Origin of the sequence: Mesorhizobium sp. M8A.F.Ca.ET.218.01.1.1 (assembly GCF_004791165.1) — a bacterium.
GTDB lineage: Bacteria > Pseudomonadota > Alphaproteobacteria > Rhizobiales > Rhizobiaceae > Mesorhizobium.
Genome location: NZ_SRUZ01000005.1, coordinates 401,218 through 426,703 on the forward strand (window position 1 = coordinate 401,218; position 25,486 = coordinate 426,703).

Annotated in this window: 30 protein-coding genes; 18 read left to right on the plus strand and 12 right to left on the minus strand. The window is 64.1% G+C overall.

The genetic code is table 11. The features are described from left to right. Window positions 1-8: 8 nt before the first annotated feature. Window positions 9-974 carry a LysR substrate-binding domain-containing protein gene (locus EN861_RS20585; RefSeq protein ID WP_127873070.1) on the minus strand — a complete coding sequence of 322 codons (966 nt, stop codon included), beginning with the start codon at window positions 972-974 and terminating at the stop codon, window positions 9-11. Window positions 975-1,068: 94 nt separating this feature from the next. On the opposite strand from EN861_RS20585, the gene EN861_RS20590 reads away from it, so the two are divergent. From EN861_RS20590 to sbmA, 3 genes are all read left to right on the plus strand, one after another. Further along, window positions 1,069-1,293, plus strand: a complete 225-nt coding sequence (locus EN861_RS20590) for a hypothetical protein (RefSeq protein WP_127873071.1) — start codon at window positions 1,069-1,071, stop codon at window positions 1,291-1,293. Window positions 1,294-1,364: 71 nt separating this feature from the next. Further along, the gene (locus EN861_RS20595) at window positions 1,365-2,525 is read left to right on the plus strand and encodes a YbfB/YjiJ family MFS transporter (RefSeq protein ID WP_135865268.1); all 1,161 of its coding nucleotides are present in this window, start codon (window positions 1,365-1,367) and stop codon (window positions 2,523-2,525) included. A gap of 114 nt (window positions 2,526-2,639) precedes the next feature. Continuing rightward, entirely contained in the window at window positions 2,640-3,899 is a 1,260-nt protein-coding gene (sbmA, locus tag EN861_RS20600; RefSeq protein ID WP_135865271.1) for a peptide antibiotic transporter SbmA, read from the plus strand. A 34-nt stretch (window positions 3,900-3,933) separates the two neighbouring features. Here sbmA and EN861_RS20605 read toward each other — a convergent pair whose 3' ends face one another. Beyond that, window positions 3,934-4,938, minus strand: coding sequence for a polysaccharide deacetylase (locus EN861_RS20605; RefSeq protein WP_135865422.1), 1,005 nt, complete (start codon window positions 4,936-4,938; stop codon window positions 3,934-3,936). 217 nt (window positions 4,939-5,155) lie between these two features. Here EN861_RS20605 and EN861_RS20610 point away from each other — a divergent pair, with 217 nt between their 5' ends. Continuing rightward, entirely contained in the window at window positions 5,156-5,821 is a 666-nt protein-coding gene (locus EN861_RS20610) for a tetratricopeptide repeat protein (protein WP_127281117.1), read from the plus strand. Beyond that, entirely contained in the window at window positions 5,818-7,251 is a 1,434-nt protein-coding gene (der, locus tag EN861_RS20615) for a ribosome biogenesis GTPase Der (protein WP_135865273.1), read from the plus strand. The genes EN861_RS20610 and der overlap by 4 nt, the downstream gene beginning before the upstream one ends. A 19-nt stretch (window positions 7,252-7,270) precedes the next feature. Here the strand turns inward: der and EN861_RS20620 are convergent, their stop codons facing one another. Next, on the minus strand, window positions 7,271-8,188 hold the full coding sequence (locus tag EN861_RS20620; protein ID WP_135865275.1) for a LysR substrate-binding domain-containing protein: 918 nt from the start codon (window positions 8,186-8,188) through the stop codon (window positions 7,271-7,273). Window positions 8,189-8,307: 119 nt separating this feature from the next. Here EN861_RS20620 and EN861_RS20625 point away from each other — a divergent pair, with 119 nt between their 5' ends. The 7 genes from EN861_RS20625 (at window position 8,308) to EN861_RS20655 (ending at window position 13,901) form a co-directional block, all read left to right on the plus strand. Beyond that, window positions 8,308-9,597 (plus strand): MFS transporter, encoded by a 1,290-nt coding sequence (locus EN861_RS20625; protein ID WP_135865276.1) that lies wholly within the window; start codon window positions 8,308-8,310, stop codon window positions 9,595-9,597. Window positions 9,598-9,742: 145 nt separating this feature from the next. After that, a complete protein-coding gene (locus EN861_RS20630; RefSeq protein ID WP_135865279.1) occupies window positions 9,743-10,927 on the plus strand; it encodes a cell wall hydrolase in 1,185 nt (394 codons plus the stop codon). A gap of 257 nt (window positions 10,928-11,184) precedes the next feature. Next, a complete protein-coding gene (locus EN861_RS20635) occupies window positions 11,185-11,586 on the plus strand; it encodes an AtpZ/AtpI family protein (protein ID WP_127281075.1) in 402 nt (133 codons plus the stop codon). Between the two features lie 84 nt (window positions 11,587-11,670). Then, window positions 11,671-12,429, plus strand: coding sequence for a F0F1 ATP synthase subunit A (locus EN861_RS20640; RefSeq protein WP_027142301.1), 759 nt, complete (start codon window positions 11,671-11,673; stop codon window positions 12,427-12,429). Between the two features lie 83 nt (window positions 12,430-12,512). Beyond that, window positions 12,513-12,737 carry a F0F1 ATP synthase subunit C gene (locus tag EN861_RS20645; protein ID WP_013896722.1) on the plus strand — a complete coding sequence of 75 codons (225 nt, stop codon included), beginning with the start codon at window positions 12,513-12,515 and terminating at the stop codon, window positions 12,735-12,737. A 62-nt stretch (window positions 12,738-12,799) separates the two neighbouring features. After that, window positions 12,800-13,399, plus strand: a complete 600-nt coding sequence (locus tag EN861_RS20650; protein ID WP_127280807.1) for a F0F1 ATP synthase subunit B — start codon at window positions 12,800-12,802, stop codon at window positions 13,397-13,399. A gap of 10 nt (window positions 13,400-13,409) precedes the next feature. Next, complete coding sequence (locus EN861_RS20655) at window positions 13,410-13,901, plus strand: F0F1 ATP synthase subunit B (RefSeq protein ID WP_127280808.1); 492 nt, start codon at window positions 13,410-13,412, stop codon at window positions 13,899-13,901. Between the two features lie 284 nt (window positions 13,902-14,185). On the opposite strand, the gene EN861_RS20660 is transcribed toward EN861_RS20655, so the two are convergent. Continuing rightward, window positions 14,186-14,881 (minus strand): ribonuclease HII, encoded by a 696-nt coding sequence (locus tag EN861_RS20660; RefSeq protein ID WP_127280809.1) that lies wholly within the window; start codon window positions 14,879-14,881, stop codon window positions 14,186-14,188. Window positions 14,882-15,034: 153 nt separating this feature from the next. Beyond that, window positions 15,035-16,189 carry a PA0069 family radical SAM protein gene (locus EN861_RS20665; RefSeq protein WP_023771004.1) on the minus strand — a complete coding sequence of 385 codons (1,155 nt, stop codon included), beginning with the start codon at window positions 16,187-16,189 and terminating at the stop codon, window positions 15,035-15,037. Between the two features lie 151 nt (window positions 16,190-16,340). On the opposite strand from EN861_RS20665, the gene EN861_RS20670 reads away from it, so the two are divergent. Further along, complete coding sequence (locus tag EN861_RS20670) at window positions 16,341-16,853, plus strand: glycosyltransferase (RefSeq protein WP_127873156.1); 513 nt, start codon at window positions 16,341-16,343, stop codon at window positions 16,851-16,853. 149 nt (window positions 16,854-17,002) lie between these two features. Then, a complete protein-coding gene (locus tag EN861_RS20675) occupies window positions 17,003-17,977 on the plus strand; it encodes a hypothetical protein (RefSeq protein ID WP_135865281.1) in 975 nt (324 codons plus the stop codon). A gap of 7 nt (window positions 17,978-17,984) precedes the next feature. Here the strand turns inward: EN861_RS20675 and EN861_RS20680 are convergent, their stop codons facing one another. The 7 genes from EN861_RS20680 to EN861_RS20710 all read right to left on the minus strand — a co-directional run bounded on the left by EN861_RS20680 (window position 17,985) and on the right by EN861_RS20710 (window position 22,269). After that, on the minus strand, window positions 17,985-18,425 hold the full coding sequence (locus EN861_RS20680) for a hypothetical protein (RefSeq protein WP_127277524.1): 441 nt from the start codon (window positions 18,423-18,425) through the stop codon (window positions 17,985-17,987). A 138-nt stretch (window positions 18,426-18,563) separates the two neighbouring features. Beyond that, complete coding sequence (gene moaB, locus EN861_RS20685; RefSeq protein ID WP_135865283.1) at window positions 18,564-19,118, minus strand: molybdenum cofactor biosynthesis protein B; 555 nt, start codon at window positions 19,116-19,118, stop codon at window positions 18,564-18,566. A 1-nt stretch (window position 19,119) separates the two neighbouring features. Continuing rightward, the gene (locus tag EN861_RS20690; protein ID WP_135865285.1) at window positions 19,120-20,007 is read right to left on the minus strand and encodes a 4-(cytidine 5'-diphospho)-2-C-methyl-D-erythritol kinase; all 888 of its coding nucleotides are present in this window, start codon (window positions 20,005-20,007) and stop codon (window positions 19,120-19,122) included. 26 nt (window positions 20,008-20,033) lie between these two features. Then, window positions 20,034-20,219 carry a hypothetical protein gene (locus EN861_RS20695; protein ID WP_127277518.1) on the minus strand — a complete coding sequence of 62 codons (186 nt, stop codon included), beginning with the start codon at window positions 20,217-20,219 and terminating at the stop codon, window positions 20,034-20,036. 83 nt (window positions 20,220-20,302) lie between these two features. Continuing rightward, a complete protein-coding gene (locus EN861_RS20700; protein ID WP_127277532.1) occupies window positions 20,303-21,166 on the minus strand; it encodes a S49 family peptidase in 864 nt (287 codons plus the stop codon). Between the two features lie 78 nt (window positions 21,167-21,244). Next, complete coding sequence (locus EN861_RS20705; RefSeq protein ID WP_135865288.1) at window positions 21,245-22,045, minus strand: methyltransferase; 801 nt, start codon at window positions 22,043-22,045, stop codon at window positions 21,245-21,247. Continuing rightward, the gene (locus EN861_RS20710; RefSeq protein ID WP_091576439.1) at window positions 22,045-22,269 is read right to left on the minus strand and encodes a DUF2007 domain-containing protein; all 225 of its coding nucleotides are present in this window, start codon (window positions 22,267-22,269) and stop codon (window positions 22,045-22,047) included. The genes EN861_RS20705 and EN861_RS20710 overlap by 1 nt, the downstream gene beginning before the upstream one ends. A gap of 189 nt (window positions 22,270-22,458) precedes the next feature. On the opposite strand from EN861_RS20710, the gene EN861_RS20715 reads away from it, so the two are divergent. The 4 genes from EN861_RS20715 (at window position 22,459) to EN861_RS20730 (ending at window position 25,398) form a co-directional block, all read left to right on the plus strand. Next, window positions 22,459-23,475: a polyprenyl synthetase family protein gene (locus EN861_RS20715; RefSeq protein WP_127277514.1), complete on the plus strand. Its 1,017-nt coding sequence runs from the start codon at window positions 22,459-22,461 to the stop codon at window positions 23,473-23,475. A gap of 108 nt (window positions 23,476-23,583) precedes the next feature. Beyond that, the gene (locus tag EN861_RS20720) at window positions 23,584-24,252 is read left to right on the plus strand and encodes a GntR family transcriptional regulator (RefSeq protein WP_127277512.1); all 669 of its coding nucleotides are present in this window, start codon (window positions 23,584-23,586) and stop codon (window positions 24,250-24,252) included. Window positions 24,253-24,358: 106 nt separating this feature from the next. Next, window positions 24,359-24,952, plus strand: coding sequence for a biotin transporter BioY (locus tag EN861_RS20725; protein ID WP_127277510.1), 594 nt, complete (start codon window positions 24,359-24,361; stop codon window positions 24,950-24,952). Next, on the plus strand, window positions 24,949-25,398 hold the full coding sequence (locus EN861_RS20730; RefSeq protein WP_127873084.1) for a DUF1284 domain-containing protein: 450 nt from the start codon (window positions 24,949-24,951) through the stop codon (window positions 25,396-25,398). The genes EN861_RS20725 and EN861_RS20730 overlap by 4 nt, the downstream gene beginning before the upstream one ends. Window positions 25,399-25,486: the final 88 nt, after the last annotated feature.

Consider the following 25,486-nt stretch of genomic DNA (forward strand, 5'->3'; position numbering starts at 1 on the left):
CGTGGGATTTATGATTGAACATAGACCGGTACCGCGGCGCTTTCCACCGCGATCGCGCCACTGGGCCCCGCGACCGACGATCCGAACTGCGCCATGGTCGCCGCGATCTCTTCCTTGATCCAGATTTTGAAGTCCCGGACCTTGCGGCTTTCAGGCTTGGTGGCGGAGGTCACCAGCCAGTAGCCGAGGCCGCTCTGGGCGCGGATTCCGAACGGCGCCACCAGCCGCCCATCGGCCAGCGCATCGGCCGTCAGCAATTGCCAGCCCAGCATCACGCCATGGCCGGCGATCGCCGATTCCAGGCACAGCATCGGGTCGGTGAAGCGCGCGCCTTTCTGGAAGTTGACGGGTGGAACGCCGGCAGCGGCGAACCAGCTTTCCCAGTTGATCATCGCCCGCTCGTCGGTGATGGCGCAGGTCCGCGCAAGGTCGCCGATCGACTTCAGTTTTCTTGCAATGCCCGGTGCGCAGACCGGGAAGACTTCCTGCGCCAAAATGAGCTCCGCCTTCCCGCCCGGCCATTTGCCGTCGCCAAGCCGGATGGCAATGTCGATGTCGGAATGATCGAGATTGGCCAGCCGCACCGAGGCGTCGATGCGCAACAGCACGTTGGGATGCCGGTCGAAGTGCCGCGACAGCCGTGGCAGCAGCCATTTGGAGGCAAACGCAGGTGCCGCCGAAACAACCAATGTGCATTGGGTTGCCTCGTCCGCCAGTGCCACGGCCTGCGCAAGCTCGCGAAATCCGGCGCCAAGGCGGGCCGCGAAGACGGCGCCGAATTCGGTCAGGACGAGACCGCTGGTCGTGCGCTCGAACAGGGCCTGGCCGAGCTGCTTTTCGGTGCGGCTGATCTGCTGGCTGACGGCGCTGACGGAAACGTTGAGTTCGCTGGCGGCGGTCGCGAGCGAGCCGAGACGGGCGACGGTTTCCACGGCGCGAAGGCCGTTGAGATGAACGCGGTTGAGCATGGCCATTTGAGATTTTCTAAACCGATCCGGCCGAAATCTCAATTGAAAGAGTTACCGAAACGGCTGACTTATGGACGGAGACAGGCCCATGGAGCCGGAAATGCTGAGGATGTTGTCGTCGCTGAAGGTCCTGTTCGCCGCCGCTTCGTCGGATGACACGCGCTGCGACGTCGACACGCTGAGCTGGCTGACCGATCCGCTTGCGCATCCCGCGCTTGACGCGATGTCGGAGCGCGAACTCGGCGATGTGCCGTTCCGCTTGACGGCGCGCCGGACCGTGCATGAGACCGTTTCGCTGAACGCCGGTTTCGGCGGGCGCTGCTGAGCGCGCGGTCCGGCACTGGCCCAACACAAGGCGGATTGTTTCACCCGTGCGCAGATTTATTGTGCACTGCAATGACATCGGCCCCATCGACAGCGCTTCGCTACGCCTTCGCCGGCATGATCGCCATGGCCGTCGCCATGGGCATCGGCCGCTTCGTCTACACGCCGATCCTGCCCGGCATGATGGAGGAACTGCATCTGTCGCCGGCCGATGCCGGCTGGATCGCCTCGGCCAACTATCTCGGATACCTCGTCGGCGCGTTGGTGGCGGCGGGCAACTGGGCGCACGGACGCGAGCGTTCGCTGATGCTGGCAGCCCTCGGTGCCAGCGCCGTGCTGGCCGCCCTGATGGGGCTGACCGATGCCATGGCCGCCTTTCTCGCCATCCGTTTTCTGGCCGGTCTGGCCAGCGCCTTCGTCATGGTGTTCATGGCCAGCATCGTTTTCAGCCATATCGCGGAGGCCGGGCGGGGCGACCTGCAGGCATGGCATTTCGGCGGCGTTGGCCTCGGCATCGCGATGTCGGCGGCGATGATGGCCGTGCTGGTCACAGAACATGCCGGCTGGGCGCAGGGCTGGCTGTGGTCGGGCGCGATTTCGGCTTGCGGCTTCGTCGCCGTGGCGCTGCTGGCGAACCAGGGTCCGCTCACCAATGGCGAAGCCGTCCACGAGCCGGCGCTGCCGAAAGACCTGTCGCTGATGAAGGCGATCGTCGCCTATGGCCTGTTCGGTTTCGGCTATGTGGTGACGGCGACCTTCCTCGTCGCCATCGTCCGCCAGGGTGGCGGCAGCCGCGTCTTCGAGGCGGTGGTGTGGATGGTTGCCGGCCTTGCCGGTTTCCCTTCGGTCTGGCTGTGGCAGAAGATATCGGCGCGGATCGGGCTCTATGCCGCCTATGCGTTGGGGTGCTTCGTCGAAGTTGTCGGCGTTACCGCGAGCGTCGCCGTCGGCGGGCGCACGGGGCCGCTGCTTGGCGGCGTGCTGCTCGGCGGCACCTTCATTGCCATCACGGCGCTTGGCCTGCAGGCCGCACGGCAGCAGGCGCCGAAGTCACCCCGGCGCATCTTTGCCTTGATGACCGCTTCCTTCGGTCTTGGCCAGATCATCGGCCCGATCGCGGCCGGGTTTCTGGCCCAGGCGTCGGGCGATTTCTTCCTCGCCTCCATCGTCGCCGCGGCCGTCCTGGTCGTCTCCGGCGCCGTCACATGGTCGGCCGCGCCAAAATCGCCATGATTTGTGGTCTTGCTCTGCGCCTGAACTCGGGCAGGCATTTTCTTTCCCCCTAATGTGTGACCTTATGCCCGCCGAACCCACCTGATTTGCGCATAGATCGAGGAATTCGCCACAGTGTTCGTATCCTTCTTCCCGCAGCCGAAGCTTTTCTTCTCTTCGGCCGCCATCTGGAGCCTTGCGGCAATCCTGTTCTGGTTTTTCGGCGGGGAGCAATTGGGGGGCCTTGTGGGCCTTCCGCCGGCAGCCGCCGATGCGGCGCCCATCATCGGCATCGCTGTGCTGGTGTCGAAACCGTTCCTCTGGTTTTACATCTATTTCGCGCTTTGCGTGGCCATCTTCTACGCATTCTGGAGCTGGTATTCGCCGCATCCTTGGCAGCGCTGGTCGATCTTGATGACGGCGGTCATCCTATTTTTCATCTATTTCAACGTGCAGGTCAGCGTCGCCGTCAACGCCTGGTACGGCCCCTTCTTCGACTATGTGCAAGGGTTGATGTCGGGGACCGGAAAATCGACCAACGGCGAATTCTACACCGGGCTGGCCGACTTTTCGTGGCTCGCGCTGGTCGGCATGAACGTGCAGGTGGTCAATGCCTTCATCGTCAGCCACTGGATCTTCCGCTGGCGGACGGCGATGAACAACTACTTTATCGAGAACTGGAGCAGGCTGCGCCATATCGAGGGCGCCTCGCAGCGTATCCAGGAGGATACGATGCGGTTCTCGCAGATCATGGAGGATCTCGGTTCCAGTTTCGTCCAGTCGATCATGACCTTGATCGCCTTCCTGCCGGTGATGATCCAGTTGCAGGCCCATATCAGCGAACTGCCGATCATCGGCGCGATCCCGCAGCCATTGGTGGTCGCGGCACTTGCCTGGTGTCTGTTCGGCACGATCTCGGTGATGATTGCCGGCATGAAGCTTCCGGGGCTGCAGTTCCGTAACCAGCGCGTCGAAGCCGCCTACCGCAAGGAACTCGTCTATGGCGAGGATCATGCGGACAGGGCGCAACCCGCCACCACCGCCGAGCTGTTTGCCAATGTCCGGCACAACTATTTCCGGCTCTATTTCCACTACATCTATTTCAATGTCGTCCGGTACACTTACCTGCAGGCCGACAACATTTTCTCGCTGTTGATCCTGGGTCCGTCGCTGGTCGCGCACAAGATAACGTTCGGTGCGCTGAACCAGATCTCCAACGCCTTCGGCAAGGTGACGGGTTCGCTGCAATTCCTGCTTACCTCCTGGTCGACCATCGTCGAACTGCAGTCGGTCCATAAACGCTTGCGCGCCTTCGAGGCGACGCTGCTGGGTGAGCCGTTGCCGGACATCGATCAGCGCTATCTGGCAAGGCAGGGTGCAGAAGACCCGGCTTAGGAAGTCTGGGATTTATGCGAAACGGGTTGGCAGCTCAGCCGCCAACCGTCGCCTGCTTCTGGCTGCCGTCCCGCCGCGAAACATAATCGCGAAAACTGATGCACTCGACATCTGATTTGACGCAGACCTCGCCGGCAAAGCGTTCCAGTGCGTTCCAGTAGGCGCCGTCATTCATCAGTGTGAAGTGGAAGCCGAGTTCCAGCGGAATGCGCTTGCCCTGATATTGCGTGTTGAAGGCGGCGCGAAACGCCTGGTAGGTGCGGTCGGCGAATTCGCCGGCCTTGCTTGGCCGCTCGAAGCCGCCGGAATGCCGGACATAGAGATTGTAATCCATGGCGATCACCGGCCGTGATTTCGGCCCTTCCGGAATCAGCGGCAGGGAAAAGCGGGTGATGCCGCCGATGGTCGGCGGCAGGGCAGGGCCCTTTGAAACGCCGCTGGCGTCGAACTGATAGCCGGCTGCCGGCAGCGCCTCGTAAAGCGCCTTGCTTGCCGACAGGTAGGGCGCCCGGAAACCCGCCACCGCATGCGCGAAATCGCGCCAGCCCTCGGGTTCGGGCGCAATGCCGTTGATGGCATAGGCGTTTTCTAGAATGTGCTCGAACGAAGCGAATTCCGTCAGCCAGTCGGCCTTGCTCCAGTCCTTGCCGTCGAAATGGCCGCAGGCGTGGCTGGCGATGTCGTGGCCCTCATGGGCGGCGAGACCGATCTGTTCCAGCCGCTCGGCCACGTCCTGCCTGGAGGCGGCAAAGCCGATGTTGGACTTGCCCGCGGTCTTGCCAGGTGCCGTGTATTGGCCGCGTGTCTCGGGCGACAGCAGGAAGACACAGGACAGAAAATAGGTGAAATGCGCCCCGGTGCGCTGGGCCAGCGCCCTGCTGCGCTTCCACTGCGAGATGTCGCGGGCGCTGTCGAACGAGATGATGACGACCTGCTTCGGCCTTGCTGGTTCTGGTGGCGCGGGCGGGTCGGCCAGGGCCGCGCCGGCGGTGGCTAGCGAGGCAAGTGAAAATGCGACAACGCTGGACAGACTGGGCATCGGCAATTTTACAGGCTCCGGGTGGTCAGCAAGCCGGCTATCCCCGAAATGTGGCGCCGGTGCGATTGGGTTTCGTGGGTTTGCCCCGGGGGGCAAACATCCGTTTGCCCCCGGGAATAGCCGATTTTCCGGTCGAACCCCTTCCATGCCGACAAAATTTCGCTAAAACGCGGGCTCACGAACGGCCCCGACCCGGGGCCAAGAATGGTTTTGATCGATGTCCGACGACAGTTTTATCCGTGAAGTCAATGACGAGATGCGCCGCGAGCAGGCGCAGAAGCTGTGGGACCGTTTCGGCCCGGCCTTGCTTGTGATTGCCATCCTGGTGGTGCTCGGTACCGCAGCCTTCGTCGGCTATCGCTATTGGGACGAGACGCGCGCCAACCGCTCCGGCGATGCTTTCTCGCAGGCGTTGAAGCTTGCCAATGACGGCAAGAACGACGACGCGCTGGCCGCGCTCGATCAGCTGGAGAAGGATGGCTACGGCGCCTATCCGCTGCTCGCCCGCATGCGCGCAGCGACCGTCAAGGCCAACAAGGGCGACGTCGACGCAGCCGTCAAGGATTTCGACGACGTCGCCGCCGACACCGCCATTCCCCAGGGCCTGCGCGACATGGCGCGGCTGAGGGCAGCACTCCTGCTCGTCGACCATGGCTCCTTCGCCGACGTGTCCAGCCGTGTCGAGGCGCTGACCTCGGACACCAACACGCTGCGCCACAGCGCGCGCGAGGCGCTCGGGCTTGCGGCCTGGAAGGAAGGCAAGACGCAGGACGCGCTGAAACTGTTCGACCAGATCGCCTCCGATGACGGCGCCCCGCGCAACACGCGCGAGCGGGCGACCTTGATGTCCGAACTGATCCGCGGGTCGGGCAGTGCATCGTGACCTTCAAAGTCGCCATCATAGGCAGACCTAACGTCGGCAAATCGACTCTTTTCAATCGGCTGGTGGGAAGGAAGCTGGCGCTTGTCGACGACACGCCGGGCGTCACCCGTGACCGCCGTGTCCATGCCGCCAAGCTTTACGATCTGCATTTCGACGTCATCGACACAGCGGGCTTCGAGGATGCCGGCGCCTCGACCTTGCCGGGCCGCATGCGCGCGCAGACCGAAATCGCCATCCGCGAGGCGGATCTGATCTTCTTCACCATCGACGCCAAGTCCGGCCTGCTGCCCGATGACAGGACCTTTGCCGAGATCGTGCGCAAATCCGGCAAACCGGTCGTCCTCGTTGCCAACAAGGCCGAGGCGAAGGGCGCGCAAGGCGGCATGCTGGAGGCCTGGGAACTCGGGCTTGGCGAGCCGATCCCGGTTTCGGCCGAGCACGGCCAGGGCATGCCCGACCTGCGCGACGCCGTGATCGAAGCGCTTGGAGAGGCGCGCGCCTTCGGTGAAGACGAGGACAGCGAAGACGAAGAAGCCGCCATCAACGAAGTGCTGATCGGCGAGGACATCGCCGATCCGGATGCCGAGCCGGCCTATGACGATACCAAGCCGATGCGCATCGCCGTCGTCGGCCGTCCTAACGCCGGCAAGTCGACGCTGATCAATGCGCTTATCGGCGAGGAACGGCTGCTGACCGGACCGGAGGCGGGCATCACCCGCGATTCCATCTCCGTCGACTGGGACTGGCGCGGCCGCCGCATTAAGCTGTTCGACACGGCCGGCATGCGCCGCAAGGCCAGGATCCACGAAAAGCTGGAAGTGATGTCGGTGCAGGATGGCTTGCGCGCCATCCGTTTCGCCGAGATCGTCATCATCGTGCTCGACGCCACCATTCCCTTCGAGAAGCAGGATCTGCAGATCGCCGACCTGATCATCCGCGAGGGCAGGGCACCGGTGATCGCCTTCAACAAATGGGACCTGATCGATAACCCGCAGGAGCTGTTGGCCGAACTGCGCGAGAAGACCGAGCGGCTGCTGCCGCAGGCGCGGGGCATCCAGGCCGTGCCGGTCTCGGCCGAGACCGGACGCGGCCTCGACAAGCTGATGGATGCGGTGCTGAGGACGCACAAGGTCTGGAACAGCCGTGTTTCCACCGGCAAGCTCAACCGCTGGCTCGAGGCCATACTGGCGCATCACCCGCCGCCCGCCGTTGCCGGGCGCCGGCTGAAGGTCAAATATGTCACCCAGGCCAAGACGCGGCCGCCGGGTTTCGTGGTCCAGTGTTCGCGGCCGGACGCGATGCCGCAGAGCTATGTCCGATATCTCTCCAACAGCCTTCGCGAGGCCTTCGACATGCCGGGCGTGCCGATCCGCATCGCACTGCGCACCTCGGACAATCCGTTTGCCGGCCGGGCCAAGAAGCGCGGCTGAGCCTCGGCGCTCGTGCCGATCAGGCCACGGCACGCAAGCCGGCGGTCCGCGCATTTTCCGGCAGGGCTTGCCGCGCCGCCTCCAGCAATATGTCGGCAAGGCGGGCCGCCACGGGCTCGGCTTCAGCATCCCGGCGATGCAGGAACAGCGCCATCTTGGGCAGCGCCGGCAGGCCGGCGATCTCGGGCGTCATCGCACTGACGCTGGCCGGCAAGCCGATGTCGGTGCGGATCGTCAGCCCCAGTCCGGCGGCTACAGCCGCCCAGATGCCACCCAGACTGGGGCTCGAGAAGGCCATGCGCCAGGGCAGCCCGGCGCGGTCGAGCGTTTCAGTCGCGACCGTGCGCAGCAGACATGGCGCTTCGAGCGCCACCAGCGGCAGTGGCTCGCCGTCGCGCAGGCTGGTCTCGATGCGCTTGGCCGGACCGATCCAGCGCATCGGAACATCGGCGACATGCTCGCTATAGGGCAACGTCTGGCCACAGTGCCAGGCAAGCGCGATGTCGAGGCTGCCTGACATCACCCTTTCGGCGAGGTCGTGGCTGCGCGCGATCCTGGCCTCGATCTTGACCTTGGGATGGGCTCGGGCAAATCGGCCCAGAACGTCCGGCAGCACGGCCTCGCCGAAATCCTCCTGCAGACCGAGCCGCACCCAGCCTTCCAGTTCGACGTCATGGATGGCCGCCGCCGCTTCATCGTTCAAATCGAGCAGCCGGCGCGCATAGCCGAGCATGGTCTCGCCGGCCTCGGTCAGCGCCAGGCCGCGCCCCACTTTGCGGAAGATCGGCGTCGCTGCCTGTTCTTCCAGTTTCTTCAATTGCGCGCTGACCGCCGAGGTCGACCGGCCAAGCCGGTCGGCGGCCTTGGCGAAGCTGCCCAGCTCCATGCCGGTGACGAAACTTCTGAGGACGTCGAGGTCGAATGTCACCCGCTGCATCGTAATGTCCTGTTTTTCAGGATTGATCGTCAAAAACTTCCTTATTTTAAGGACGGATTTATGGCGATAGAGAGATGCCGTCAAGGCCTGAGACACCGGCCCGCAACGGGAATGAAATCATGTCCGCCATCGACTGTGCAGATCAACAGCCACCACAAATCCTGCAAGGCAGCGCTGCCAGCCCTGCCGGCAGAGTGTTCGGCCCCAACCACCGCTGGAAGGTCCTGGGCATCGGGGTTGCCGCGAATGCCGGTTTTTCGGCCACTTTCTCGGGCATACCCGCAACGGCGGTGGTGCTTCGCCAGAGCTATCACCTGGGCAATGCCGAACTCGGCCTGGCACTCGGCCTGCTTGGGCTGGGGGTTGCGCTCAGCGAATTGCCATGGGGTCTGCTCACCGATCGCTGGGGAGATCGCCGCGTGCTTCTGATCGGGCTTGGCGCGACGGCGGCCTGGCTCCTGGCCATGGCGATGCTGGTCGTGCCCACAATGTCAGGCATTCCCGATGTCATGCTGCTGGCGGCAAGCCTGCTCGTCACGGGACTGCTCGGCGGCAGTGTCAATGGCTCTAGCGGCCGCGCCATCATGGCCTGGTTCCGCGAGAATGAGCGCGGTTTCGCCATGAGCATCAGGCAGACGGCGGTGCCGCTCGGCGGCGGCCTCGGCGCGCTCGTCCTGCCTTCGCTTGCCCTGGCTTTCGGTTTTGCCGCGGTATTCGGGCTTCTGGCGGCAGTATCCGCGCTCTCCGCCTTGTTTGCCTGGCGTTGGCTGCACGAACCGCCGCCGGCGGGTGAAGCCCACGCCGTCTTATCGGATGGACCGGCTCCGTTGCGCAACATCGAGGTCTGGCGCATCTCGACCGCGATCGGCTTGCTCTGCTTTCCGCAAGTGGCGGTCCTCACTTTCGCGTCGGTGTTCCTGCACGACTTCGCCGGGCTTGGCACGACGGCGATCAGCGCGAGCCTCACCGCTGTACAGGTCGGCGCGATGGTCATGCGCGTCTGGAGCGGCCGCTTTACCGACCGCCACGGCAACCGCCGTCAGTTTCTTCGCTTGTGCAGTGCGCTCAGCGCGCTGGCCTTCGTCGTGCTCTGGGTGCTGGTTCTGGCCGTTCCCGCTATGCCTGCCAGCCAATCCTTCCTGCTCGCCGTCCTGCCCTTGGTGCTTGTTGTTGCCGGCATCTCGGTCTCCGCCTGGCACGGCGTTGCCTATACCGAACTTGCCACGCTGGCCGGTGCCGGCCATGTCGGAACGGCACTCAGCCTTGCCAACAGCTTTGTCTTCGTCGGCTTCTTCCTCGTCCCGGTGGCCATTCCAGGGCTGCTGCACCTCTGGTCATGGCCCGGCGTCTGGCTGTCGGCCGCCGCCTGCGCCCTGGTTGCCTGGCCGGTCTTCCTGAAGCGGGCCTGAGCGCTCCCGCCGCAAAACCGCCGGACTTCGAAGCCACGACCTCCAGCCGGCTGAGAAAACCCGACCGATCCCGTTAACGTCCCATCAAGGTTAATGCATCATTTTGCTCTCCAGTGGGGTCAGTAGCGTTCCTGGAGAGAGTTCCGTGCATCGACGTGTCTTGACGCGGCTGGCCGCCGCCGCCGGTGAGAAGAAACGCGGCCTTGTGTCTCCGTTCATCATCGGCCTCGGCATCTGGATCGGCTTTCCGACCGTCGCCGCCTACCAGGACATGACAAGCCTTGTATCCGGCCTCGAAGCGCCGACCGCCCGCTGGAACTCCTATGTCGAGAAATCCGTCGCCGGCTCGGTCCACGCCGCCGAGATGCCGTTCGTCGATTCCGACGTCACCGGCTCGATCTCGGGTTCCGGCGTTCGCCTTCCCGGTATCGGCTCCGTCTCGTTCCGCGGCAAGGGCGGCAAGGTCAGCGGGTCGCCCGACGAGGATCGTGTCGTGCGCGCCGACAAGAAGGGCCGCATCATCCAGGTCTCTCCGGTAGCGCCGCCGAAGAACTTCAATGCAGGCTCGATCTTCCAGCGGACCTCTTCGCTGATGCGGCCGAGCATGGACAGCGACCTGAAAATGGCCTTCGCCAAGCCTCAGATCAAAGGCAAGGAAATCCTGATCGCCGCCGCATTCCACGCGCGTGAAGACAAGAAGCCGGATCCCGGCGTGCCGGCCATGCTCGCCGCCCTCGTCAACAACGACCACCCCGATGTGCTGGCGACCGCCTACGCACAATCCGAGCCGGACTACGCCAAGGCTTCACCCTTTGAAGCCCTGCTTCAGGACGAGCAGCCCAACAGCGGCCGCTTCATTCCGCCGATGGCCAAGGGCGACCACGCCTGGATCCAGAATCCGCTTCCGGCCAGCGTCTTCTCCAAGCCGGAGCAGAAATGCCTGGCCAACGGCATCTATTTCGAGGCACGCGGCGAAACCGTGCGCGGTCAGGCCGCTGTCGCCCAGGTTATCCTCAACCGGGTCCGCAATCCCGCCTATCCCAATTCGATCTGCGGCGTCGTCTACCAGAACGACAGCTGGTTCAACCGCTGTCAGTTTTCATTCGCTTGCGACGGCAGAAAGAAGCGCATCGACAACCCTGTCGCCTACAAGACCGCGCAAGACATCGGCATGGCCGTCACCGCTGGCAAGATCTTCATTCCGGAGGTGGGATCGTCAACACATTACTACGCCAACTATGTCCATCCCGGCTGGGCGCGCACAATGCAGAAGATGACCAAGATCGGCCTGCATATCTTCTACCGGACCTATGGTGGCGGCTGGAGCTGAGCCGGTCGCCGGGCGCCGCTCTTTTCGCGCGGCCGCACGGTCGATCGGAGAGCCATTGCCTGGGGGATTCGCGCAACGCATCCCCCCGATAGCCGCGGGCACGATGTCGCACCTTTCTAATCCTTTGATTTTGCTATTTAAAATACACAGCACGGAACTTCCCTCCGTGGCTTGACGGGCGCAAACCCTCTAACTATGTTGCCGGCGACTTTAGAAGCGGACGGACGGTGACGGTCTGCCCGGGCAGGGGGGTTGCGATGGCCGAGAAAAAAGGGCCAGACGGAACCGGAGAAACCGGCCGCGGCAAAGAGCATGACGCCGAAATCCGCGACGACGATCTTGAGCGACGTCGGCGTGAACTTGGAGCATCGCTTGCGACAAGGCTGCCGAACCGGCTCGAGGGGAAAGACGACGCGAAACCAGTGACCGGATACGGTCAGGCGATCAAACTATCCAGCGAGTTTATCGCCGGGGTGGTCGTGGGCGCCGGCATCGGCTGGATCATCGACCGTATGGCGGGGACATCGCCGTGGGGTCTGATCGTTTTCCTGCTGCTTGGTTTTGGCGCCGGCGTGCTCAATGTCATGCGTTCGGCTGGCGTTGTGGCGGAATTCGGACAAGGCGCGAAGCCGCGCCGTGACCGGGACGACGGCAAATGACCGCCCTTCAGGCGGCATTTGGAAATAGCCGCTTCCATGCGGCAAGGTAATTTTGGCCGTACGCGGCATTGACGGGGTTTGAACGTGGCAGCTGACAAGGTCGATCCGATCCACCAGTTCCATATCAACAAGCTGATACCGATCGAGATCGGCGGCTATGACCTGTCTTTCACCAATTCCGCCCTGTTCATGGTCGCCACCGTGGTTGTCGCCGCGGCGTTCCTGTTCCTGACGACGTCGAGCCGCAGCCTGGTTCCAGGCCGGCTGCAGTCGGTCTCCGAAATGGCTTATGAATTCGTCGGCAACATGCTGCGTGACGCCGCCGGCACGCAGGGCATGAAGTTCTTCCCCTTCGTGTTCTCGCTGTTCATGTTCGTGCTGGTCGCCAATCTGCTCGGCCTGTTTCCCTATTTCTTCACGGTCACCAGCCACATCATCGTCACCTTCGGCCTCGCGGCCCTGGTGATTGGAACCGTGGTGGTCTACGGCTTCATGAAGCATGGTCTTGGTTTCCTCAAGCTGTTCGTGCCGCATGGCGTGCCGGTGTTCCTGCTGCCGCTGGTGGTGCTGATCGAGGTCATTTCCTTCGTGTCGCGCCCGGTCAGCCTCTCGGTTCGTCTGTTCGCCAACATGCTTGCCGGCCACATCACGCTCAAGGTTTTCTCCGGGTTCGTCGTCAGCCTCTCCGCGCTGGGCGCGGTCGGCGTGGCGGGTTCGATCCTGCCGTTGGCTATGGCGGTGGCGCTGACGGCGCTTGAACTGCTGGTCGCCTTCCTGCAGGCCTACGTCTTTGCCGTATTGACCTGCATGTATCTCAACGACGCCCTGCATCCCGGGCACTGAGGCAAGAGTTCCGGCCAAGAGTTTTCAACATTGGTGCCGGATGAAATCGCAACGGAATTTTCAGATCCAAAGGAGTTGAACAAATGGACGCAGAAGCAGCAAAGTACATCGGCGCCGGCATCGCTTGCCTGGGCATGGGTGGCGCGGGCATTGGCCTGGGTAACATCTTCGGCAGCTACCTCTCGGGCGCGCTGCGCAACCCTTCGGCTGCCGACGGCCAGTTCGGCCGCCTGATTTTCGGCTTCGCCGTGACCGAAGCTCTGGGCATCTTCTCGCTTCTCATCGCGCTGCTGGCCCTGTTCGGCTGAGTACTGAGAAGATTGGACAGGCCGGCCGCGCAAGCGGCGGGCCTGATATCTGGGGATAGTCCATGTTCGTGACATCTGCCTTCGCGCAAGAGTCCGCGCCATCAGCCGACACCAGCCACGCTGCGACCGGAGGCGACACGCATTCCGGCACCAGCGTGCCTGCCGAAGCGCACGGCACGTTTCCGCCATTCAATCCGGAGACGTTTCCGTCGCAGCTTCTGTGGCTGGCGATCACGTTCGGGCTGTTCTACCTCTTCCTGAAGCGGGTCGTGATGCCGCGCGTCGGGGGCATCATCGATGTCCGCAACGACCGCATCAGCCAGGATCTCGACCAGGCTGCCAAGTTGAAGGGCGAGGCAGACGCCGCCGTTGCCGCTTACGAGCAGGAACTGGCGGAAGCCAAGAAGAACGCGAACTCGATCGGCCAGCAAGCCAACGATGCGGCCAAGGCGGAAGCCGATACCGCGCGCAAGAAGATCGAGGCTGCGCTCGACGGGAAGCTTGGCGAGGCCGAGGCACGCATTGCTTCCATCAAGGCCAATGCCATGAAGGAAGTCGGCAGCATTGCCGAGGATACCGCTTCGGCGATCGTCGAGGCACTCGTTGGCGGCAAGGCCAGCAAGGCCGAGATCGCGGCCGCGGTCAAATCCGTGGCCCGGTGAGGAGCGCATCATGGACGCTACATCTCTCGCAACGCTCTGGGCCACGATTGCCCTGATCATCTTCCTGGCCATCGCCGTCTACATCAAGGTGCCCGGCATGATCGCCAAGGCGCTCGACGCCCGCGCCGCCAGGATCAGCAGTGAGCTCGACGAGGCCCGCAAGCTGCGCGACGAAGCCCAGCAATTGCTTGGCCAGTACAAGAAGAAGCGCAAGGAAGCCGAGCAGGAGGCTGCCGACATTGTCGCGGCCGCCAAGCGCGAGGCCGAACTGCTGGCCGCCGAGGCCCACAAGAAGACCGAGGACTATGTCGCCCGGCGCACCGCGCTTGCCGAACAGAAGATCGGCCAGGCCGAGCGCGAAGCGATCGGCGAAGTGCGCGCCAGCGCCGTCGACATCGCTGTCGAGGCGGCACGTGCATTGCTCGCCGCCAAGGTTGACGCCAAGGCAGGAGCCGATCTGTTCAAGTCCGCGCTGCAGGATGTGAAGGCCAAGCTGAACTGAGCTGACAACATCAAGCAAATCAAAGCCGTCCGGGAAACTTGGCGGCTTTTTTTGTACGGTGCGTTGACGCCACCAATCTCCCCTCATGGGGAGATGCCCGGCAGGGCAGAGGGGGGCGCGAAGGATCGCCGGCGTTCGATTCTTTATCCGTCGCACCGGCTGAGAAGTATCCGGCGAATCTGATCGCAATGAACTGACAGGTCGGCGGGACAGCGCCCCCTCTGTCCTGCCGGACATTTCCCCCACGAGGGGGAGATCGGCTGTAGTTCGGCGCCGCTTTCGCCTCACTCCAGCCCGGCCAAGCTCTCTTCCTCAACCACCTCGACACCCCCAAGCCTGAACGGCGCAAACGAGGTGCGGTGCAGCCGCGCCACCGGCCCGTGCGCCTCGATCGCCGTGCGATGCCGGGCCGTGGCGTAACCCATATGGACTTCGAAGCCGTAACGATCGTGATGATTGCCGCAGCCACACATCATGCGGTCGCGCATGACCTTGGCGACGATCGAGGCGGCGGCGATCGATTGCGAGCGCTGGTCGCCCTTGATCAGCGCGCGCCCTTCGCAGGGCAGTCCCGGGGGCACGTCGCGCCCGTCGGCGAGCGCGAGTTTTGCCTGAACCGGCAGCCCGACCAGCGCGCGGCGCATCGCTTCGAGGCTCGCCTTGAGGATGTTGCTGCCATCGATACCCTCCGCGCTGATCGACGCCATCGAGACGCCGAGCGCGGAACCGAGGATGCGCAGGAACAGCGCTTCGCGCTGCAAGTGGCTAAGCCGCTTTGAATCGTCGAGTCCTTCGGGAATGTTGGCGGGGTCGAGCACCACTGCTGCCGCGACGACCGGACCCGCCAGCGGGCCACGGCCGGCTTCGTCCATCCCCGCGACCGGCCACAAACCATCGGCCATCGCCTTCGTCTCGAAGGAGAAATCGGGTTTCTCGACGATCTCGAAGAGAAGCGGAGAATCAGAACGCGCACGAGCCATGTTGCGGCGAGGTTCGCATCGGCTCCGATTCTCCGCAAGTCCCTCCGGGTCGGGTGGGGCGCCGGACCGGGAGGGCACCGTCTGCAGGCCGGGGCAGGCCGGACGGGATTATTGGCCGCAGCGGTCATGAACAGCCGCGGCGATTTTCAATTTTCAGAGCAGCATCAACTGCTCCTGGTCCTTGCCGGCGGCCACGAACTGGTCAGTCCGCAACGTGCGTCGCTCCGCATTGAGGCCGAGCCGCTTGGCGGTGATTTCGAAGCGCCGGCCGATCTGCCAGGCATAGGGGCCGGCGCCCTTCATGCGCTTGCCCCATTCCGAATCGTAGTCCTTGCCGTCGCGCATCGAACGGATCAGCGACATGACGTGGCGATAGCGGTCGGGATAGTGGCGCAGCAGCCAGTCCTTGAAGATCGGGCTGACCTCCAGCGGCAGGCGCAGCACCACATAGCCAGCTTCACGCGCTCCGGCATGGTGTGCCGAGTCGAGGATGCGTTCCATCTCCTGGTCGGTCAGGCCCGGAATGATCGGCGCCACCATCACCGAAGCCGGAATGCCGGCATCCGAAAGCTGCCTGATCGCTTCCAGCCGCTTGGTCGGCGTCGAGGCGCGGGGTTCCATCGTCCTGGCCAGCATGCGGTCGAGCGTCGTCACCGACAGCGCCACCTTGGCGAGCCCGCGCTCGGCCATGCGCGACAGAATGTCGATGTCGCGCACCACCAGGGCCGATTTGGTGACGATGCCGACCGGATGACCGCGTGCCTCCAGCACTTCGAGGATCTCGCGCATGATCCGGTACTGCTTCTCGATCGGCTGGTAGGGATCGGTGTTGGTGCCGATGGCGATGGTGCGCGGCTGGTAGCCGTCCTTCGACAACTCCTTGTCGAGCAGGCGTGCCGCGTCCGGCTTGGCGAACAGCTTGGATTCGAAATCCAGGCCCGGCGACAGGCCCATGAACGAGTGTGTCGGCCGCGCGAAGCAATAGACGCAGCCGTGCTCGCAACCGCGATAGGGATTGATCGACCGGTCGAAGGAGATGTCCGGCGATTCGTTGCGGGTGATGATGGTGCGCGGCTTCTCCACCTGCACCTCGGTCTTGAACGGGGGCAGTTCCTCCAGCGAACTCCAGCCGTCGTCGAAGACATGTCGGCTCACGGGTTCGAACCGGCCGGACGGATTGATGCCTGCCGACCGGCCACGGTTGCGGTCCGGACGGACCCGCATGCCGCTCTGCTCGATCATCGCGTTGGCCATTTCGGCTCGTCCTGCTCCGAAGGCTGCAATGTCGGCGCGCATGATCGGTTCCATCTTCGCCCGCTCCCAGGGACTGTCCATGTTCTGTCGAATCGCTCTGCTCATGGAAATTATTCCTATTTTGTTGATGAGAACAAAGCAAGAACTTTTTATGGTGCGGCGCAAAAACTGGCGTCGGTCGGCGCTTTCCGCTATTCGGCTCATGATGCTCAGTGTTCTCATCGAAACGCATAATGACGAGGAGGGTCTCGCCCGCACGCTGGCGACGCTGATCGGCGGCGCGGTCGAGGGCGTGGTGCGCGATGTCGTCGTCTGCGACACCGGCTCCACCGACCACACGCATCGCGTGGCCGAGCATGCCGGCTGCCACTATGTGGGGAGCGGCGGCATCGCCGCCGGCATTCGCCAGGCCAAGGGTGACTGGCTGCTGTTTCTCGAACCGGGTGCGAGGCTGGTGGAGGGTTGGATCGACGCGGTTGTCGCCCATACCGCCAGGCAGACAATGGCCGCCCGGTTCTCGCGGGCGCGGGGCAGCCGTCCGCCGTTCCTGGCCCGGGTCTTTTCGGCAAACCGTGCGCTCGCCGACGGCCTGGTGATCAGCAAGCGGCAGGCGGCATCTCTGTCCAAGAATGCCGGCAGCGCCGAGGCGTTGGCGCGCGGTCTGGCGACAAAGAAGCTCGACGCCGAGATCTGGGCGGCGCCGCCGAGGCAGAGGTGATTTTTTGCGGCTGCTCTGTCCATTGTGCGTTGCACAAAAACTGACGCGCGGGTAACTTTCCGACAAGACGGGTGAATTGGGTTTGGGTCATGCCGGAACGGCAGGCTCCGACATTGCGTCGGCGCTGCATCATACCCTTGAGGATCCCCATGAACCTTTCGACCACTGACAAGTCCGGCACTGCCAGTCTCGAGGCCATTGCACGCAATGGCAGCCTGCTGCGCCGCATCGCCGTGCGCATCCCGACCTATCTGAAGGACCTGCGCGAAAACCCTGCCTGGCTGCCGATGTTCGTTCTGGCGCGTACCATGCCCGGGCGCCGGATGCATTGGCTGGGCGCGAAGCGCGCTCGTCCGGCCGACAATGCCGGGGACACGATGTTCAGGGGCGTTCAGCGCGAGGCCGTCGTCGGCGCGTTGCGGTCGGACGGGCTGTTCTCGGGGCTGATCCTGCCGCCTGATATCCACGAGGAGATTGCCAGCTTCGCCCGGCGCACGCCCTGCTACGGCAATTTCGACCGCCGGCTCGAATTCGTGCCCGGCGAACATGCCGAAGCCGAAAAGCGCCTTGGCCGCTCATTGCTGAGCGGCCATTATTTCGAACGCATCCTCGACTGCCCGGCGGCACTCGCCATACAGCGCGACCCGCTGCTGCTCGACATCGCCGCGCACTATCTCGGCGCTCAGGCGAAACTCATCACGACACGCGTCTGGTGGAGTTTTCCTACCGGCGAGGCGTCCGACGCCGACAAGAACCTTGCCTCGCTCGGCAAGTATCATTTCGATCTCGATGACTGGCGGATGTTGAAATTCTTTTTCTACCTCAAGCCCGTCGACGCCGAGACCGGTCCGCATGTCTATGTCAGGGGAAGCCACAGGCGCCGCGCCATAAGGCATCAGCTCACCCTTCTCGTCGGCCATCCCGCCAAGGATGTGCTGGACGTGTATGGCGAGCAGAGCCCGGTGACCCTGACCGGAGAGGCTGGCCTCGGCTTCGTCGAAGACCCCTTCGGTTTCCACATGGGCACGGTGCCGGCACGCACGCCACGGCTGATGATGGAAGTTGGCTTCGGCGTCTCCAAGCCGTCGCGCCGTCGTTTCCATGGCGAGCCGGTCATCCGCTGAAGGCAGGTCAGGCGAAGCTCATCTCGACCGGCATCCAGCGAAGGCGACGCCTGGCTTGCCGCTCAGCTCTGTTTTCCCAGTCGAAGTCGACCAGGACCGATTCTCCGGTGAACGCCCTGTGATCGTCCAGGGCGTTGACGATCAGGATGGCCCTGGCCTCGTCATTTTCCCCGGCGATCGCGGCGGCATAGACGCCGCATTCTCGGCAAATCAGATAGTCGGCGGTCTCCAGTCCGAACCGGTATTTGCGCAATCGCCTTGCGTCCTTGACCGAGATGATCAGCCTGCCGTCAGGATCGGCGACGGCGCGCGCGCCATGCTTTGTGCAGAACGAGCATTGGCAGGCGCGGACTTCGATTTGCGATGGATCCAGCTCGGTCGAAAATCGCAGGCGTATATTGCCGCAATGGCACCCACCAGTGTGCATGGTTCCAGTTTGCACGGCCATATCTGCCTTCTCGTGAACGGTAGGGATCGCCCACGAAGATACTGTCTCCGGCATCCGGTTTGGAATGGCCGTTCGAAGGCGCCCGGCGCTGTTCTGCCTGGCGAACACGGCGTGAAGTCGGCACTTTGCCTAGGCTTTTTAAGGGGCTGATTTGCCGCGCCGCAGATGTTCGTCCAGGCGCGGCATGATCTCGACGAAGTTGCAAGGCATGTGCCGGTAGTCGAGCTGTGCCTCGATGATGCCGTCCCAGGCGTCCTTGCAGGCACCGGGCGAGCCCGGCAGCACGAAGACGAAGGTGGCGTTGACGACGCCGCCGGTCGCCCGGCTCTGGATGGTCGAGGTGCCGATCTTGTCGTAGGAGATGCGGTGGAACACTTCCGAAAAGCCGTCCATGCGCTTTTCGAAAATCGGCTCCAGTGCCTCGGGCGTCACATCGCGGCCGGTGAAGCCGGTTCCGCCGGTGGTGATCACGACGTCGATGGCCTTGTCCCGCGACCACGCCAGGACGGTGTCGCGGATCTTTTCGCGGTCGTCGGTGACGATGTCGCGGCCGGCCAGGATGTGGCCGGCCGCGGTGATGCGATCGGCCAGCGTCTGGCCGGACTTGTCCTCGGCGAGGCTGCGTGTGTCGGAAACCGTCAGCACCGCGATGCGCACCGGAATGAAGGCACGGCTCTCGTCAGTCCTGGCCATCTCACTCAGCCTCCGATGCCATGCTGCGCGTTGCCGCGACGAACCAGTCGGGCTGGCGGCCGCGGATCTCGGCCGCCGCGCGCTTGGCGACATTGCCGGTCTCGAACAGGCCGAAGCACGTCGCGCCCGATCCGGACATTCGTGAAAAACCCGATCCAGCCTTATCAAGCCATGAAAGCGCCCTGCCTATGGCGGGCTGCATCGCAAGGGCTGGCTGCTCGAGATCGTTGCGGGTCACCTCCAGCCAGTTGCGCAGGCTGTGAAACTCGATGCTGCGCGGCAGCGGCGGCAGTGGCTCATTGTCGCGACGGGACAGTGAAGCGAAGATTTCCGCTGTCGAGACGGGCGTTCCCGGATTGACCAGCACCAGACCCAGCGCCGAAAAATCCGGCACCATCGACAGCTCCTCACCGATGCCGCGCGCCACCAGCGGCTTTGCCGCCAGGCACATCGGCACGTCGGCGCCTAGCGAAAGACCGATCCGCGCCAGCTCGGTGCTGTCGATGTCCAGGCCCCAGCTCTCCGCCAGCCCGCGCAGCACGGCCGCCGCGTCGCTCGACCCTCCGCCCACGCCGGACGCGACCGGAAGGTTCTTTTCGAGCCTGATGGTCACGGGCGGCGTGCTCCGAATGCCGGCGGCCTGCCGCAACGCATCGCGTGCCTTCAGCACCAGATTGCCGCCATCGAGCGGGACGTCCGCCGCATAGCGGCCGGACACGCTGAAATCGTCGGCTTCAGCCGGCGCGATCTCGATCCTGTCGCCAAAGCGCGTGAACACAGCCAGGCTTTCGATGAGATGGTAACCGTCGGGGCGCCTGCCGGTGACGTGCAAAGCAAGATTTATCTTGGCGGGTGCCGCCCAGGTCCGGACACGCGGACCGGATTCCACAGTCTCTATTGCGAGTGAAATGAGGGTCAGTCCTTGGCCAGCCGGTATTCGCCGGTCTTCGGATCCTTGACCAGCGTTCCCATCGCGCCGTTGGCCGCCTGTTTTTCGGTCCGCCGCACCTTGGCCGTCACGCGCTCGGCCTCGCGCAGGAAGGTGCGGTAGCCGAAATAGGCGGCGACGCCGACGACGGCGAAGAAAATGAGCTGCGGCATGTCAAAACTCCTACCACGCTGGGCCGGTAAGGGCGGCCGGTCGGGTCTTTCGGGCAACCATGCTAGACGCTTTCATGGCTTTTTCAAAGCCCGAAGCGCGCCCACAATGCGCGCTCTTCCGCCGCATCGATGACGCCGCTGGCGGCAGCCGCGGCGATATCGGGCGCTGAAAAGCCCTTGTTCGAGCCGAACAGGCCGAAGCGGCCGAGGAAACCGCGCGGCGCCGAGACCAGCCTGAGCTGGGTCTTCGGCCCGAAGCGGGTCTTCAGCACCGTGCGCATGTCGCCGAGTGCATCCACGAGGCCGAGTTCCAGGCCTCGCTTGCCGGTCCAGAACAGCCCGGTGAACAGATCCGGATCGTCCTTGAGCTTCGTGCCGCGCCGCTCCTTGACCAGATCGATGAAAGTCTCGTGCACTTCGAGCTGCAGCGCTTTCAGCCGCTCGACGTCTTCCTTCTTCTCCGGCTTGAACGGGTCGAGCACCGCCTTGTTCTGGCCGGCGGTGTGGACGCGCCGCTCGATGCCGATCTTCTTCATCAGCTCCGGAAAACCGAACGAGGCCGACACCACGCCGATCGAGCCTACGATGGACGATGGGTCGGCGAAGATCTCGTCGCCGGCGACAGCGATCATGTAGCCGCCGGAGGCCGCGACATCCTCGACGAAGACCAGCACTTTTTTATTCTTCTCGACCGCAAGGTCATGAATGCGCTTGAAGATCAACCGCGACTGCACCGGCGAGCCGCCGGGGGAGTTGATCGAGATCGCGACCGCCGGCGCGTCGAAGGAAAACGCTTTTTCGATCAGTCCGGCGGTGGAAGCAAGCGACAGGCTCGGCCGGAACTGGCCGCCGCCGGCCATGATGGTGCCGTGCAGCCGGATGACCGGAACGGTGACGACGGTGGAGCGCCAGGACTTCGGCAGCAGACGGTTGAAAAGACGTTTCACGATGACGTGGTCTCCGGCGGTGGTTGCAGGCATGTAGGGATTTCCCGGCCAACGGCAATGTGCAGGGCCGCGAACAGCTCAATCTCCGAACAGCGAGGCGAGCCCGTTGGTGATCATTTCGCTGCGCTCGTCGGGGCCGTTGCCCGATCGCGCGTGAAGCATCAGGGGCGGACGGATGGCGAGCTTTCCCCGTGCCCCAAGTGCTGCCCGCACGACAATGCGGATTGCCGCTGCGTCCGGGCGAGGGTGCACGGCGAGCATCTCGGCTTCGCCGAAGCGGCCTGAAATCGCGTCGAGAATGGAGCCGAGCTGTTCGGGCCGGGCGATGACGGCAAGTCCGCCGCGCGACCTGACAACCGCCGCCGCGCTGCGGATCCAGTTTTCGAACAGCCCGTCCTCCATGACATGGGCTTCCTTTCTTAGCTGCTCGGGAGTGGCGCGGTCCCGTGCGGCGTTGAAAGGCGGGTTCATGATGACGAAGTCGAAATCATTGTCGGCAAGGCCGGCGGCGGCCCGGGCCCGACCCGACACGGTGACATCGGCCACAAGCACGGCCGCGCGATCGCTGAGATGTGCATTGCCGGGATGGGCAAGCGTGGCCGCCGCGAAGGCCGCCATCTCGGGCGCGCGTTCGACCAGCACAGCCTGGGCGCCCGGACAGCGCGACAGCACCGCCAGACCGGCAGCACCGGCGCCGGCTCCGAAATCGGCGAGCCGTCCGCCAAAGGAGGATGGCACGGACGCGGCCAGCATCATCGCATCCATCCCGGCGCGATGGCCGCCATGCTTGGGCTGCACGAGCCAGAACCGGCCGCGGTGGAAGGCATCGACCGTATGGGCCGGCGCATCCGTGGCAAGGGCGGCTGGCGCGGCCGACATTATTTCCCCCGGATCTCGTTTGCGATGCCGGCATCGGTCAGGATGCGGCGCGCGGCGTCGGCCTGGTCGGCATCGACCATGATGCGCCGCGGCAGGATACCGAGCGAGCCGTCGAGCACGCTCATGTTCTGGTCGGCGACGAAGCAGCCGATGCCGGCATCGCGCATCAGCGATTCGACAAAGGAGATGATGACGGCGTCGTTGGTGCGGATGAGTTCTATCATCGCAAGAAACTCGCAGGTTGCAGCGTGCATGTAAACGTGCGGCCGCATTCCCGCATTTCCCGGCGTTGACACGCTGTCGCCGCCGCCGCGCCAATTCGCCACTTGCCGTGCCCGTGTCCGCCGCCCTAGAGTCCATGCCGGGACTAAGGGTGCCGTCGCACGCGTTATACCAAGACGGGAGTGATTGTCGTGGGTGTCGTTCTCAACATTGAAAACGGGAAGCGGGAGCCCGCCTCCATCAAGGATCTGATCGATCTGACGGCGACCGATATGGGGCGCGTCAACGAGCTGATCCTGTCCAAGGCCGGCTCCGACGTCGAGATGATTCCCGAGGTTGCCAACCACCTGATCTCGTCCGGCGGCAAGCGGCTGAGACCAATGCTGACGCTGGCCGCGGCGCAGATGTTCGGCTATGCCGGCGAGGGCCATGTCAAGCTCGCCACTTCGGTCGAGTTCATGCACACGGCCACGCTCCTGCACGACGACGTCGTCGATGAAAGCGGCATGCGGCGCGGCAAGAAGACCGCCCGCATGATCTGGGGCAACCAGGCCAGCGTGCTGGTCGGCGATTTCCTGCTCGGCCAGGCCTTCCGCATGATGGTCGATGTCGGCTCGCTCGAAGCGCTCGACATCCTGTCGAGCGCCGCTTCGATCATCGCCGAGGGCGAGGTGATGCAGCTTGCCGCCGCCAAGAACCTCGAAACCACGGAGGACGAGCACTTCGCCGTCATCAAGGCCAAGACCGCCGCGCTGTTTTCGGCCGCCGCCGAGGTTGGCCCGGTCATCGCCCAGGCGACCCGCAACGATCGCGCGGCGCTGCGCTCCTACGGCATGAATCTCGGTCTTGCCTTCCAGCTCATCGACGACGCGCTGGACTATGGCGGCACCAGCAAGGATCTCGGCAAGAATGTCGGCGACGATTTCCGCGAGGGCAAGGTCACCTTGCCGGTCATCCTCGCCTACCGGCGCGGCAGCAAGGCCGAACGCACCTTCTGGAAGCGCGCCATCGAGGACAATGTCACCGATGACGCCGGACTGGAAAAGGCGATCGGCCTGATGACCCGCCACGGCGCCATTGCCGACACCATCGGGCGCGCCCGCCATTTCGGCGAGATCGCCCGCGACGCGCTGGCGCCGCTGGAAGAGACGCCGCAGAAATCGGCGCTGGTCGACGTCATCGACTTCTGCATCAGCCGGGTGAACTGAGAAGACCGGCTTTCACGGGGCACCTGCCGGCTGCGCTAGAGGAAAGACGCCTGTGAATTCGCCCCCGCCGTCTCGACAAGCGGCCTTGCCGCAAATTATCTATAAATCATGGCAAAGGGCACGGACGACACCATAGCGGTGCGCATCAGCAAGGTACTGGCGGACCGCATCATCTCCGGCGCGATCGAGCCGGGGGCGAGGCTGCGGCAGGATCATGTCGCCGAGGAATTCAACACCAGCCATGTCCCCGTGCGCGAGGCGTTCCGCCGCCTCGAGGCGCAGGGCCTGGCCGTCAGTGAGCCGCGCCGTGGCGTGCGCGTCGCTGCCTTCGATCTGGGCGAGGTCAAGGAAGTCGCCGAAATGCGGGCCGCACTCGAAGTGCTGGCACTGCGCCACGCCGCGCCGCACCTGACTTCGGCCATTCTCGACCAGGCCGAGGAGGCGACCAAGGCCGGCGACAAATCCCGCGACGTCAGGTCGTGGGAGGAGGCCAATCGTGCCTTTCACCGGCTGATCCTCGCACCATGCGGCATGCCGCGCCTGCTTGCCACCATCGACGACCTCCACGCGGCAAGCGCCCGCTTCCTGTTCGCGGCATGGCGCTCGGAATGGGAGACGCGCACCGATCAGGACCACCGGGCGATCCTCGCCGCCTTGCGGCAGGGCAACGCCGAATCGGCCGCGGCAACACTGGGACGGCATGTCCAATGGATTGGTCGCAAGCCGATCAGGACAGCGTCCGGCGCCACGCGCGAAGCTTTCGCGATCGTGGGTTAAGCGACCTTTTCCGAGCTCAGGCTTGCTAAAGATCCAAAAATGTGGATTCGATAATAGATCGAATGCAGAAATTATCTATAATTTTGGATCGATTGAAGGGAAGCCTATGACCAACCTCGCATTCTCGTCCGCAAGACCGTCCTTCAGCCCGCTGCGCCTCCAGCAGCGATCGGTCGGCTGGCAGGCCGGCGCCGTCGTGCTTGGCACGCTCTTCCTGGCGCTATCCTCCTACATCGAGGTGCCGATGGTGCCGGTTCCGGTGACCATGCAGACCTTCGCCGTGACGTTGATCGGCGCACTCTATGGCTGGCGGCTTGGCGCGGTGACGATCGCCGCTTGGTTGGTCGAAGGCGCTGTCGGCTTTCCTGTCCTGGCCGGGGGAGCTGCCGGCATGCAGCACTTCGTCGGCCCTACGGGCGGCTATCTCTTTGCCTTCCCGGTTGTCGGCGCACTTGTCGGCTGGCTGGCCGAACGCGGCTGGAACGGTAACAGGGTGGTGCTCGCCTTTATTGCCATGCTGCTCGGCAACCTTGCCTGCCTGGTGCTCGGAACGGCCTGGCTTGCCGTCATGATCGGCGCCGAGAAGGCCATCACCCTCGGCTTCGTGCCGTTCATCGTCGGCGGATTGCTGAAGTCGGCGCTTGGCGCCGCGACGCTGATGGCGCTTCCGCGCGGCAAGATGAACCTGCCGACGCCGTGACGATCAGGCTTCGCGCCCATCATCTCCTTTGCCTGCTCACCTATGTGGGCAAGGGATACAGTCCCGCTTTCACCGCCAATTATGACGGGATCGCGGAGCGCCTGAGCCGGGGCGAGGACATCCTCCTCGTTTCCGGACCGGACGACATCTGCGCCCCGTTGCTTGGCGAGCCGGATCCGCACTGCTTGCGCGACAGCGCGGCCGGGCGAGACCGGCAGGCAAGGGATGACGTGGAAGCGCTGCTGGCTCGGCCGATCCGTGACGGCGTCCGCCTCGATCTCGATGCCACGATCCTGATGCGGCTACGGCAGGCGTTTTCGGCCGGCCACGTGCGCAAGGCTTGCGTGGGCTGCGAATGGAACGGGCTGTGCGGCGCGGTGGCAAGCGGTGGTTATCGCGATACGCGGCTGCAACGGCCTGTTGACGCGCAAAACTGTCCCATTTAGCCATGGTTTGTTAATCGGGTGACCCGATTGTGAATTTCGGGTAGATTGAAGCGCGACCCCAAAAAGGCCATGCTTTGCCCGGAAAGAT